Genomic DNA, 11,824 nt, shown 5'->3' with positions numbered 1-11,824 from the left:
GGGCCGGGGCCGCGGGCTCGGCCGGAGCCGAGGGACCGGGCGTCGGCGCGGCGGGACGCGGGCCGGGCGCCGGCGCGGACGCGCCGGGTCGACCGTTGCCGTTGCCGGAGCCGCCCGAGGGGCTGGGACGGGCACCGGGGCGGGGACCACGGGAGGGTCCGCCGTTACCGCCACTGCCCATCGAGTCGCGCAACTTGCGCGCGACCGGAGCCTCCACCGTCGAGGACGCCGACTTGACGAACTCGCCGAGGGACTCCAACTGCGTGAGTACCTGCTTGCTGGTGACGCCGAGCTCCTTCGCGAGCTCGTGCACCCGGGCCTTGCCTGCCACTGATCTCCTCATTCTCGAGGTCGGCGGCGTGCCCGCGACCTCGTGTCCTACGCCTGCACGCTCATCGCGAGTGCTTCACGGCTGGCTCATGGGGGTCGACCTGCTTCCTGGATGTCCGACTCCGACGGTCGTCGGGGCCTGCGCCCGGGGCGGACGGTGACGGAACGGGACCGAGCAGCGCGTGCAGGGCTCCGAGGTCGAGCGGCCCCGGGACGCGTAGCGCCCGGGGGAACGCCGATCGGCGCTCCGCGCGGTGCAGACAGTCGGCGCGGGGATGCAACCAGGCACCCCGCCCCGGCTCGCGACGCCGCGGATCGGGCACACAGGTCCCGTCCACGGCCACCACTCGCAGCAGTTCCGACACCGGCCCCCGCGATCGACACCCCACGCACGTGCGCACCGGTCCTTCGATCGGTGGAACCTCGCGGGGAACCGGACGGGTCCGGGCCATGTGCGACTCTACCTCTCCACCCCGTCCGCGTTCGACACGGTCCGACGACACCCTTCTCCGCCGCCCGCCGGACGGGCACCACTCAGGGCGCGACCAGGTCGGGTTCGGGCTCGGCGTCGGAGCGGATGTCGATGCGCCACCCGGTGAGCCGGGCGGCCAGGCGGGCGTTCTGGCCCTCCTTGCCGATCGCCAGCGACAGCTGGTAGTCGGGCACCACGACGCGCGCCGAGCGGGCCCGCAGGTCGACCACCTCGACCGAGACGACCTTCGACGGCGACAGGGCGTTGCCCACGAACTCCGCCGGGTCGTCCGAGTGGTCGATGATGTCGATCTTCTCGCCGTGCAGCTCGTCCATGACCCCCCGGACCCGCGCCCCCATCGGGCCGATGCAGGCGCCCTTCGGGTTGAGGCCGGGGACCGTCGAGCGCACCGCGATCTTCGACCGGTAGCCGGCCTCGCGGGCGATCGCGGTGATCTCCACCGCGCCGCTGGCGATCTCGGGGACCTCGAAGGCGAACAGCTTGCGCACGAGGTTGGGGTGCGTCCGCGAGAGCGTGACCGCCGTCCCCCGGGGGGTCCGGCTGACACCGATGACGTAACAGCGGACCCGCATGCCGTGTTCCAGCTTCTCGCCGGGGACCTGCTCGGCCGAGGGGATGACGCCCTCGATCGACCCGATGTCGACCACGACGACGCCGCGGGCGTTCGCCCGGGCGTCGCGCTGCACGATCCCCGAGACGACCTCGCCCTCGCGGGTGGCGTACTCGCCGTAGCTGCGGTCGTTCTCCGCGTCGCGCAGCTTCGCGACGACGACCTGGCGGGCGGTCGCGGCGGCGATGCGGTCGAAGCCCGCGGGGGTGTCGTCGACCTCGCCGACGGTCTCGCCGTCCTCGCCCCGCTCGGGGACGAGCACCCGGATCTCCCCGTTGTCCCGGTCGACGTGGGCGCGCGCCCCGGGCGTCTCCCGCCCCGTCTGCCGGTAGGCCGACAGCAGCGCCGACTCGATGGCCGAGACGACGGTCTCGAACGAGATGTCCTTGTCGCGCTCGATGGCCCGCAGGGCCATCAGGTCGACCTTCACTGCTGCTCCTTCTCGACACGGTCTGCTCTCAGCGCCTCGACCTCGGCCTCGGGCGCCGGCTTGAACTCCACCTCGACGCCGGCGCGGGTCACCTGGTCGAGAGGGATCTCCCGCAGCGCCCCCTTCTCGACGACGAGCGTCACCGCGTCCCCGGCCACGGCCCCGACCCGCCCGGTCACGGAGCTCCCGTCGGCGAGGGTCACGGCGACCTTGCGCAGCCAGGCGCGGCGCCAGTGCCGCGGCCCGGTCAGCGGCCGGTCGGTGCCGGGGGTGGTCACCTCGAGGGTGTACTCGCCGAGGACGGCCCCCGCGCTCTCCTCGTGGGCGTCGACCGCGGCCGAGACGTCCCGGCTGATCGCGGCGACGGCGTCGAGGTCGACCCCCGCCGCGGGACCGTCGTCGACCGCCGGCACGTCCGGGGTGTCGACGACGACCCGCACGACCTGACGACGGCCCGCGGGGCGCACGTCGAGGTCGTCGAGCACGAGGCCGGCGCGTTCGACGACCTCGGCGACGACGGGTGAGAGGGCGTCGGCGGCGGCACCGGCGGGTGGGCCCACGGGCACGACGGGTCCTTCCGGGAGGGTTGGGCAGGAGGCGCCGGAGGTGGCGGAGCATCCAGACTAGCCCGCGTCCCGGCGGACGGGACCGGCCCGGCGCCCGCTCCGGTGCGGGGTGCGGCTGGCACGATGAGCGGCCATGCCGCCCCTGTCCCGCCGCACGGTCCTCGCCCTCGCGGCGGGTGCGGCGACGGTGCTGGGGACGGCGGGCTGCGCCCGGGACGAGGGTCCCGACGAGCTCGAGGTCCCCTGGGCGGCCGCCCGCTCCGACGCGGCGCTGGCCTCGTCGTCCGCCCGGGCCTTCCCCGACGCGGCGGCGCGCCTCACCCCGGTGGCCGAGGCCCGGCGGGCGCACGCCGACGCGCTGGCCACCGAGATCCGCCGGGCCCGCCCCGACCGCTCGGCGGTCCTCGACGCCCCCACACCCGACCCGGCCGCCCCCGCCGCGGCCGCCGCCGCGGTGGCGGGCCTGCGCCAGGCCCTGGCCTCCGCCCGCGACGCCGGCGCCGCGCTCGTCCCGACGACCGCCCGCTACCGCGCCGGGCTCGTCGCCTCCGTCACCGCCTCCTGCGCGGCCTGGGCGGAGGTGCTGGGCTCGTGACCGGTCCCCTCGACGTCTCCGCCGCCCGCGACGCCGCCCAGGCCGCCCTGGGCGCCGAGCACGCCGCGGTCTGGTCCTCCGGGCTGGCCTCGGCGTTCCTGTCCGCCGGGGACGCGCAGGCCCTCGCCGACGCCGCCCTCGCCCACCGGCAGCGCCGCGACGCCCTCGTGGGCCTGCTCGAGGCGGCCGGCGCCCGGGCCGCCCCGTCCGCCGCGGCCTACGCGACCCCGCGGCCGGTGACCGACGGCGCGAGCGCCGCGGCGCTGCTCGTCGTGGCCGAGGACGACGTCGCGACCGCGTGGCGGGCCCTGCTCGAGCGCACCGACGACCGGGACCTGCGCACGACGGGCGTCACGGCGATGGTGGCCGCCGCGACCGCGGGGGCGCGGTGGCGGGCCCGGGCGGGCGTGACCCCGCTCGTCCCGCCCATGCCCGGGAGCGGTCCCGGCTCCTGAGGGCCCTACGGGCGGAGGACCAGCGTCGACCGCGCGAGGCCGTCGAGGGTCGACTCCGACGGGGACGACGAGTCCGTGGCGTCGGTCTCGGCGATCGCCACCGTCTCGCCGAGCTGGGTCGCCGAGTAGCCGGCGTCGGTGAGCCCGGCGGGCGCGCCCGGGTAGCCGCGGCCCTCCCGGAGCAGGTCGGCGACGTTGCCGGTCCCGGACGAGTCGATCAGCGACTTGAGCGCCGCCGCCGAGGCCGCGTCGCGCATGTGCACCACGGCCACGGCGGCCACCACCGGGGTGCCGTCCGCGTCGGCGGTCCAGAGGGTGCGGTCGAGCTGCACGCAGGGCCGCTCGCGCAGGAACTGGACGGCGAGGCCGTAGGCGTGGCCCTCGCAGGTGGGCTCGGTGGTGACTACGCGCTGGGTCCACGAGACCCCGTCGACCACGCGGACCGGCTCCGCGGCGATCTCCTCGGGGACCGGGGAGGTGGCCCGCACCACCAGGACCGCGACGCCCAGGGCCACGACAAAGGTGATTGCGGCCGCGACCGAGAGACCGCGCCAGGTCGACACCCACGCGGGGAGGGAGACCTCCCGGCGGACCCGCCGGTCACGACGACGCCGTGGTCCGGAGCCGCCGTCGGGCAGGCCGAGCCGCGGGGAGTCCTCGGCGGCCGGTGGGAGGCCCTCGGGCAGGCCGGACCGCGGCGTCTCCGCGGCGCCGATCGGGAGGGCGGCCGTGGCCGGGCGGGCGAGCGGCCCGCCGGGGTTGGAGCGGTCGCTCGTCCGGGCCGTGGGCACGGGCCCGGGCGGCCCCGGCGGGAACCCGGCGGTGACGAGGTCGGCGTCGGTGGGGGCGAACTCGGCGAGCCGCCAGACGGCGAGGAGGCGCCGGACCTCCGCGGCGTCGAGGACGACCGGGCCCGCGGAGGCGGTCAGCACCAGCCGCGCGGCCGTCGCGATGCCGACGCCCTGGTCCTCGTCGGTGCGCTCGGGGTCGTCGTGGGCCGGACGCCGCGACGGGGCCGCGCCGACGGGCACCACCTGGCGCGGGGCCGTGGGGACCGGGTCGGCCAGGGCGAGGAGCCGGTCGATCTCGGCGGCCGCCCGCTCCTGGGAGCCGCCGCCCCCCGCCGACGCCGGGCCCGCGGCGCTCGTCGGGACCGGGACCCGCTCGGCGGCCGGGACGAGCCCGAGGACGCCGTCGGGGCGCAGGACGAGGGCGTCGAGCACGCCGTCCGGGCCGCCGGGGAGCGCGACGGCGATCCCCGGGGCGGGGAGTCCGTCGAGCAGGGACCGGACACGGCCGATACGCGCCGGCGAGATCCCGTGGCGGGGATCCGGGGCGACCAGGAGCATCCGACCCTCCACGACCGGGCGACGACGAGCGGCGCTCACCGTAGCCCGCGAGATCACGGAAGCATCACGACCCCCGTCCGTCACGCCCCCGGGCGACGCCGTTCACCGATCCGGGCCACCGCCGGGGTGACGACGCGCGCGAACCCCGGGAGCACCGACTGCGTCCGCGTGAGCCACCCGCGCCAGGCGGGCAGCACCCTGAGCTGCCGCTTCGACCCGATCATCGCGATCCCGGCCGCCACCACCTCGTCGACCTCGAGCACCCGGGGACCGGTGAACAGCAACGCCGACGAGGGCCGGCCGGCGACCGCGCGCAGGAGCTCGGTGGACACGGCGTCGGGGCACAGGGCGCGGACGCGGATCGGGCGCCGGGCCCCGCCCAGCTCGGTGTGCAGCGCCTGCGAGTAGCTCAGCGCCGCCGCCTTCGACGCGCCGTACACGGCGAGCCCGGGGGTCGGGCCGAGGCCGGAGAGGGAGACGACGTTGAGGATGTCGCCGCGGCGCATCACGTCGACGGCGGCCCGGCACCCGTGGATCAGCCCGAGGGTGTTGATCTCGAAGGTGGAGGTGACCTCGTCGTCGGTGGCGTCCCACGCCGCGGCGGTGGAGAGGATCCCGGCGTTGTTCACCCACACCGTGACGTCGCCGAGGTCGGCGGCGGCGAGCGCGACCGCCCGGTGGGCGCCCGGGTCCCGCACGTCGAGGGGCAGGGCCGTCGCGGGGCCGGGCAGCACGTCCGCGGTGCGCTGCGCGGCGGCGCCGTCGACGTCGGTCACGACGACGTGGTGGCCCCGATCGCTCAACGCCCGCGCGAGCCCGGCACCGATCCCCCGTCCGCCTCCGGTCACGACGGCGACGTCGGTCATGTGCTCTCCTCCTCGTGGTGTCAGCAGTGCGGCCATGCTGACGCTGGACGTCACAATCGGCTGCTGTACGGCGGAGTCTGTCGCACGCGCACCCGTAGGCTGCGAGGCGATGCACAGCGAGGAGATCCAGGTCCGCACCGGCGGCCACGAGACCGTCCGCGACATCACCGACGAGTGCGAGCGCTTCCTCGCCTCGGCCGGGGCCACGGACGGGCTGCTGCACGTCTTCGTCCCGCACGCCACCGCCGGGCTCGCGATCATCGAGACCGGCGCGGGCTCGGACGACGACCTGCTGCGCCAGCTGCAGCAGATCCTCCCGCCCGACGACCGCTGGGGTCACCGCCACGGCTCCCCCGGCCACGGCCGCGACCACGTGCTGCCCGCCCTGATCGCCCCGTCGATGAGCGTCCCCGTCCTGTCGGGGCGCATGGCGCTGGGCACCTGGCAGTCGGTGTGCCTGGTCGACACCAACGGCGACAACCCGTCGCGCAAGATTCGTCTCAGCCTGCTCGCGGGCTAGAGCAGGCATCCTGGGGACGTGAACACCGACGTCCTCGTTGTCGGGGCCGGTCCCGCCGGCTCCTCCGCGGCCGCCTGGGCCGCGCGGGCCGGGCGCGACGTCGTCCTCGCCGACGCCGCGGTCTTCCCCCGCGACAAGGCCTGCGGCGACGGCCTCACCCCCCGCGCGATCGCCGAGCTGGAGAAGCTCGGCCTGGGCGCGTGGGTGCGCGGCCGCGGGCAGAACCGCGGGCTGCGCGCGGCCGGCTTCGGCCAGCTGCTGACGCTGCCGTGGCCGGGCGGGTCGCTGCCCGCCCACGGGGGCGCGGTGGCGCGCACCGAGCTCGACGCCCGCATCCGGTCGGTCGCCCTCGAGTGGGGTGCCCGTCCCGTCGAGGGCGCCCGCGCGGTCGACGTCGAGCGCTCGGGCGACCGGATCGAGGCGGTCCTGTTCGACGACGGCACCCGCATCGCCTGCCGCACGCTGATCGTCGCCGACGGCGCCCGCTCGACGCTGGGCCGCGTGCTCGGCCGCGTCTGGCACAAGGACACCGCCTACGGCGTCGCCGCCCGCGGGTACATCCGCTCCGGCCGGCACGACGACGAGTGGATCTCCTCGCACCTCGAGCTGCGCGGCACCGAGAACGAGGTGCTCTCCGGCTACGGCTGGGTGTTCCCGCTGCACGACGGCTCGGTGAACATCGGCGTCGGCACTCTCGCCACCGACAAGCGGCCCGCGAACGTCCGGCTCCGCTCGCTGATCCAGCACTACACCGACCAGCGCCGCGAGGACTGGGAGCTCGACGGCGAGGTCCGCGAGGTCGCCTCCGCGCTGCTGCCGATGGGCGGGGCGGTCTCGAACGTCGCCGGCCGCAACTGGGCACTCATCGGCGACGCGGCGGGCTGCGTGAACCCGCTCAACGGCGAGGGCATCGACTACGGCCTCGAGACCGGTCGGCTCGTCGTCGACCTCCTCGACGACGACCTGTCCCTCGCCTGGCCCGCGACGCTGCGGCAGCACTACGGCTCGGCGTTCTCCATCGCCCGCCGCCTGGCGAAGCTCCTCACGGTGCCGAAGCTCCTCCCCGTGGCCGGGCCGGTCGGCATGCGGTCGAAGGCGCTGATGACGGTGGCCCTGCGCGTCATGGGCAACCTCGTCACCGAGGAGGACCGCGACGTCGTCGCGCGGGCGTGGCGGCTCGCGGGCCGGGCGTCGCTGCGCGCCGACGAGCTCCCGCCCTTCCCCGCAGCCGACCTCCGGACGCCCGCCCCCGTCTGAGGCCCGTTCTCGCGGGGGCGTGGCTGTCGGACCCTCGAACCAGTATTCGAACCATGCCCGACGACGAGGTGTCCGCCCGCCGCGCCGAGGTCGCCGCCACGCTGGTGGCCTCCGACCTCCCGGTGCTCGCGCGGGCCGTGGCGGCCGGCGCGGTCGGCTCGTCCGGCCTGCGGGCCGTCCTCGACGCGCTCGCCGGGCTGGCGTGCGACGGGTACGGCGACGCCGATCTCGCGACGGCGGAGGAGTTCCTGACGACGATCGCCGCGGGCACCGACCCGGCGGAGGTCGGGGACGTCGTCCGGGAGCACTGCGAGCAGATCCTGCGGCCCGAGCTGGACGAGGACGAGGCCGACGACGAGGTCTCCGCGCCGGTGGACGACGTCGCGCCCGAGGGCGTGTCCGTCTACGTCATGACGACGGAACGGGTGCTCGACCGGAGCGGTGCGGATCGCCCATGGCACCTCGACGGCCCTCGCCGCGACCGAAGCCGGCCGTCCTCCCGACGTCCGTCGGTGAGACCGGATGCGCCGACTCCTCGATCACCACCGGCAAGCCGTTCCGCCGCGTCCCGACCACTCCTCGACCTACCGCGCTCCGCCCTGGCCGGGCCACGGACGACCAGAGGACGACGAACGACGTCCGGCCGTGCTCCGCCGGCCGTCCCGCTCCCGCCACCCGGTGGACCCGGTCCACCGCCCGCCGGACGACGAGCCCTCGTCGCCCGGAGCACCCCGTCCAGGACCATCGGCGCCGAAGGACACCGAGCGGACGGAGCAGGGCCTCCCCCGGGCGTCCCTACGCCGTGGCGCGCGCCAGTCCCTCGGCACTCGTCGCATGGTCGAGCGCCAGGGCCAGGGCCCCGCGCAGAGCCGCGTCGTCGGAGAAGGCCGCGTCGCGCACCGGGGTCGGTGACGACCGGCGGTACGCCATGAGCCCGCGGCGGTAGGCCGCGTCGAACGCCTCGCCCCGCAGCCTCGGGGCCAGGCCGCCGAGGACGACGACCTCCGGGTCGTGCGCGTTGACCAGGCCGGCGACACCCCGCCCCAGGGCGGCGCCGACACCCGCGACCGCGCGCGCCGCCGGCCCGTCGCCCGCCGCCGCGCGGGCGAGGACGTCGAGGGCGAACGTGCGGGGGTCGTCGGGCACCTCGAGTCCGAGCCGCCGGGCCAGGGCCCGCCCGTCGACCTCGGGCGCCCAGCAGCCCCACGCCCCGCAGGGGCAGAGCCGGGACGGGTCGCCGAAGGGCAGGTGGCCGAACTCCCCCGCGGCGCCGTGCGCGCCGGTCACGGGTCGGCCGTCGAGCAGGAGCGTGCCGCCGATGCCCACCTCGACGATCAGCGACAGCGCGGTCCCCACGCCCGCCGCGGCGCCCGACCGCGCCTCGGCGAGCCCGGCGAGGGTCGCGTCGTTGGCGCGCAGCACCGGCACCGAGGGCGCCACCAGCCCGTCGAGGCGCACGGAGGCCCAGTCGAGCTCGGTGGCGCGCTCGACGGCGTCGTCGGAGATCGGCGCGGGGACGGCCACCCCGAGCGCGACCGGTCGGACGCCCGACCCGGCGACCGCGGCGGCCACCTCCTCGGACAGGGTGGCGCTGCGCCGCCCGGAGCACAGCATCGTCGGGACCCCGTCGAGACCGGCGACGGCGAGCCGCCAGTCCTCGTGGCGCAGGTCGAGTCCGAGCACGACCGGGCCCGCGGGGTCGGGGCGGAGGCAGGTGGTGGGGCGACCGCGGCCGCTGACCGGCGCCTTCTCCTCGGCCAGCCATCCGGCCGAGCGCAGGCGGGCGACGGTCTCGGTGGCGGTGGCGCTGGAGAGCCCGAGGCGGGTCGCGAGCTCCACCCGCGTCACGCCGGGCGCGCGGCGCACCTCGGCGAGCACACGTGCACTCGTGCGCCAGCGGTCGACCGCCGCGCGGCCCACCTCGCCGCGACGGGGCTCACACGTCTCGTCGTCGTCGTCGACCCACATCGGGAACACACCACCATTATGCTCGGTTGGCGAGTAAAAGCGGTGAGGGGAGGCTCATGGACATCGACGCCGTGCTGTTCGACATGGACGGCACCCTGGTCGACTCCGACGCCGTCGTCGAGCGCCTCTGGCGGCAGTGGGCCCGGGAGAACGACACCGACGTCGACCTCGTCCTGGAGACGATGCCCGGCCGACCCGCGGAGGACACCGTCCGCGCCGTCCGCCCCGACCTCGACGCCGCCGCCCACGGCCGGGCGCAGCTGGAGCGGGAGTACCTCGACCTCGACGGCGTCGTCGCCGCCCCCGGCGCGCACGAGCTGCTCGCCGCCCTCGACGAGGCGCGCGTCCCCTGGGCCGTCGTCACCAGCGCCGACACCCGGCTCGCCGAGCTCCGGCTCGGGGCCGCGGGCGTCGTCGCGACGACCCTCGTCACCCGCGACCGGCTCACCCACGGCAAGCCCCACCCCGAGGGCTACCTGCTCGCCGCCGAACGCCTCGGCGTCGACCCGGCGCGCTGCCTCGTCGTCGAGGACACCGCCACCGGCGCCACGGCCGGCCGCGACGCGGGAGCCCGCGTCGCCGGCCTCAAGGGCACCGAGTCCGACCTGCCGATATCCACCCTGACCGACCTCCTGGAGGTGACCCGTTGAGCACGGTGCTCGAGAACTCCGCCCCCGCCGGGACCCGTAGCCGCGTCCCCGCCGCCGTCAGCCTCGCCGCGCTCTCGCTCGGCGGGCTCGCGATCGGCACCACCGAGTTCGCCTCCATGGGTGTGCTCCCCGGCTTCGCCTCCGACCTCGGCGTCTCCATCCCCACCGCGGGCACCGCGATCAGCGCCTACGCGCTCGGCGTCGTCGTCGGCGCCCCGCTGATCGCGATCCTCGGCGCGAAGCTGCCGCGCAAGCAGCTCGTCGTGGCCCTCTCGATCACGCTCGTCGTGTTCAACGCGCTCTCCGCGCTGGCCCCGAGCTTCCTGCCGTTCGTGGCGCTGCGCTTCCTCGCGGGCCTGCCGCACGGCGCCTACTTCGGCACCGCGGCCGTGCTCGGCGCCGCGCTGGTGCCGCCGGCCAAGCGGGCGAGGGCGCTCGCCACGGTGATGCTCGGGCTGACGATCGCGAACATCGTCGGGGTCCCCGCCGCGACCTGGCTCGGCGAGACCTTCGGGTGGCGCTCGGCCTACGTCGCCGTCACTGCGATCGCCCTGGTCACCGTGCTCGCCGTCGTCACCCTCGTCCCGGCCCCGCCGAACGACCGCGGCAACAGTGTGCGCGGCGAGCTCACCGCCTACCGGCGTCCGCAGGTCTGGCTGACCCTCGGCGCGATCAGTGCCGGCTTCGGCGGGCTCTTCGCGGTCTACAGCTACATCAACCCCATCCTGACGAACTCCGCCGGCGTCGCCCCGACGACGGTGCCGCTGCTGCTGGGCGCCCTCGGGATCGGGATGACGGCCGGGAACATCGCGGGCGGCCGGTTCGCCGAGCGGGCCCCGCGCCTGACGATCGCGGTGGCGCTCGTCGTGTACGCCGCCGTGCTCGTCGCCTTCATGCTCGCCGCGCACGACCCGGTGACCGCCACGGCCGGGCTCTTCGCGCTCGGCTTCGTCGGGATGTCCGCGGGCCCGGCCCTCATGGGTCGGCTCATGGACTTCGCGGCCGAGGGCCCGTCCCTCGCGGCCGCGAGCTTCCACTCCGCGTTCAACGTCGCGAACGCCCTGGGCGCGGCGCTCGGCGGCGCGGTGCTCGCCGCCGGCCTGGGCTACGACGCCCCGGCCGCGATCGGCGCGGTGCTCCCGGTCATCGGGCTCGCCGTGTTCGGGGTCAGCGTGTACCTGGAGCGCCGCAGCTCCTGATCCGAGCGGGCGGCCGGCGCATCCGGGTGCGCCGGCCGCCCGACGGTCACCACCGGCTCGGCCGACGGGGCGACGTCGCTGCGCCACGCGGGTGGGAGGCCGGCCGGAGGCTCACGATCGGGTGCCGCCCGCCGACATCCCCGCGTGACCAGCTCCGAGCGCCCCGACACCGCGCCCCGGCACCGTCGCGAGCCCGTGCCCCGGCGCGGAGCCCACCGGGTGCTGTTCGCCTTCGCCGGCGGGGCCGTCGCCGCGGTCGTGGTCGCGGGGGTCGCGACCGACCTCACCCGCACGTCGGGCGACGTCCCCGCCGCGACCGAGACCGTCGACTCCTCGGGACCGGGCGCCGCGCTGCCGCGACCCGGGGTCCCCGGCGCGCCGGTCCTGCCGGCCGCGGTCGTGATCACACCCGTCGCCGGAGCCCCCTCCGCGGGAGCCCCGGGCGCCGCAGCCCCGGGCCTCGGGGTCCCGGCTGCCGCAGCCCCACCGGCCGGAGCCCCGGCCGGCCAGGGCGCCGCCGCCGGTCGCGCCCCCGG

The 11,824-nt window shown here is 76.8% G+C and carries 13 protein-coding genes and 1 pseudogene; 7 read left to right on the top strand and 7 right to left on the bottom strand.

Translation table 11 applies throughout. The annotated features are described in order from the left end of the window. The 4 genes from ACFPBZ_RS29095 to rimP all read right to left on the bottom strand — a co-directional run. Window positions 1-331 (bottom strand): translation initiation factor IF-2 N-terminal domain-containing protein (locus ACFPBZ_RS29095; RefSeq protein ID WP_378039602.1); only part of this gene is annotated, 331 nt, incomplete at its 3' end. 61 nt (window positions 332-392) lie between these two features. After that, the gene (locus ACFPBZ_RS29090; RefSeq protein ID WP_378039601.1) at window positions 393-782 is read right to left on the bottom strand and encodes a YlxR family protein; all 390 of its coding nucleotides are present in this window, start codon (window positions 780-782) and stop codon (window positions 393-395) included. A gap of 82 nt (window positions 783-864) precedes the next feature. Then, the gene (nusA, locus tag ACFPBZ_RS29085; RefSeq protein ID WP_378039600.1) at window positions 865-1,863 is read right to left on the bottom strand and encodes a transcription termination factor NusA; all 999 of its coding nucleotides are present in this window, start codon (window positions 1,861-1,863) and stop codon (window positions 865-867) included. Then, window positions 1,860-2,429, bottom strand: coding sequence for a ribosome maturation factor RimP (rimP, locus tag ACFPBZ_RS29080; RefSeq protein WP_378039599.1), 570 nt, complete (start codon window positions 2,427-2,429; stop codon window positions 1,860-1,862). The genes nusA and rimP overlap by 4 nt, the downstream gene beginning before the upstream one ends. A 133-nt stretch (window positions 2,430-2,562) precedes the next feature. Here rimP and ACFPBZ_RS29075 point away from each other — a divergent pair, with 133 nt between their 5' ends. Both ACFPBZ_RS29075 and ACFPBZ_RS29070 read left to right on the top strand, forming a co-directional pair. Next, complete coding sequence (locus ACFPBZ_RS29075; protein ID WP_378039598.1) at window positions 2,563-3,024, top strand: hypothetical protein; 462 nt, start codon at window positions 2,563-2,565, stop codon at window positions 3,022-3,024. Then, on the top strand, window positions 3,021-3,479 hold the full coding sequence (locus ACFPBZ_RS29070) for a DUF4439 domain-containing protein (RefSeq protein WP_378039597.1): 459 nt from the start codon (window positions 3,021-3,023) through the stop codon (window positions 3,477-3,479). The genes ACFPBZ_RS29075 and ACFPBZ_RS29070 overlap by 4 nt, the downstream gene beginning before the upstream one ends. 5 nt (window positions 3,480-3,484) lie before the next feature. Here ACFPBZ_RS29070 and ACFPBZ_RS29065 read toward each other — a convergent pair whose 3' ends face one another. Together ACFPBZ_RS29065 and ACFPBZ_RS29060 are read right to left on the bottom strand one after the other, a co-directional pair. Further along, the gene (locus ACFPBZ_RS29065; protein WP_378039596.1) at window positions 3,485-4,828 is read right to left on the bottom strand and encodes a hypothetical protein; all 1,344 of its coding nucleotides are present in this window, start codon (window positions 4,826-4,828) and stop codon (window positions 3,485-3,487) included. Between the two features lie 80 nt (window positions 4,829-4,908). Next, entirely contained in the window at window positions 4,909-5,694 is a 786-nt protein-coding gene (locus tag ACFPBZ_RS29060; protein ID WP_378039595.1) for an SDR family NAD(P)-dependent oxidoreductase, read from the bottom strand. A 109-nt stretch (window positions 5,695-5,803) separates the two neighbouring features. Between ACFPBZ_RS29060 and ACFPBZ_RS29055 the strand changes: the two genes are divergently transcribed. Both ACFPBZ_RS29055 and ACFPBZ_RS29050 read left to right on the top strand, forming a co-directional pair. Beyond that, window positions 5,804-6,214, top strand: coding sequence for a secondary thiamine-phosphate synthase enzyme YjbQ (locus ACFPBZ_RS29055; protein ID WP_378039594.1), 411 nt, complete (start codon window positions 5,804-5,806; stop codon window positions 6,212-6,214). A gap of 18 nt (window positions 6,215-6,232) precedes the next feature. Next, a complete protein-coding gene (locus tag ACFPBZ_RS29050) occupies window positions 6,233-7,471 on the top strand; it encodes a geranylgeranyl reductase family protein (RefSeq protein ID WP_378039593.1) in 1,239 nt (412 codons plus the stop codon). A 795-nt stretch (window positions 7,472-8,266) separates the two neighbouring features. Here the strand turns inward: ACFPBZ_RS29050 and ACFPBZ_RS29045 are convergent. Continuing rightward, window positions 8,267-9,439 (bottom strand): ROK family transcriptional regulator, encoded by a 1,173-nt coding sequence (locus tag ACFPBZ_RS29045; protein ID WP_378039604.1) that lies wholly within the window; start codon window positions 9,437-9,439, stop codon window positions 8,267-8,269. Window positions 9,440-9,495: 56 nt separating this feature from the next. Here ACFPBZ_RS29045 and ACFPBZ_RS29040 point away from each other — a divergent pair, with 56 nt between their 5' ends. The 3 genes and pseudogenes from ACFPBZ_RS29040 to ACFPBZ_RS29030 form a co-directional block, all read left to right on the top strand. Continuing rightward, on the top strand, window positions 9,496-10,089 hold the full coding sequence (locus tag ACFPBZ_RS29040) for an HAD family hydrolase (RefSeq protein WP_378039592.1): 594 nt from the start codon (window positions 9,496-9,498) through the stop codon (window positions 10,087-10,089). A gap of 5 nt (window positions 10,090-10,094) precedes the next feature. Beyond that, window positions 10,095-11,288: an MFS transporter gene (locus ACFPBZ_RS29035; protein ID WP_378039603.1), complete on the top strand. Its 1,194-nt coding sequence runs from the start codon at window positions 10,095-10,097 to the stop codon at window positions 11,286-11,288. A 144-nt stretch (window positions 11,289-11,432) separates the two neighbouring features. Next, window positions 11,433-11,824, top strand: a pseudogene (locus ACFPBZ_RS29030) (hypothetical protein); the annotation flags it as partial.

The sequence above is a fragment of the Actinomycetospora atypica genome (assembly GCF_042653685.1).
Classification (GTDB): Bacteria; Actinomycetota; Actinomycetes; order Mycobacteriales; family Pseudonocardiaceae; genus Actinomycetospora; species Actinomycetospora atypica.
Note: the sequence above shows the minus strand (reverse complement) of the source record. Positions and strands in the feature narration are given on the sequence as shown.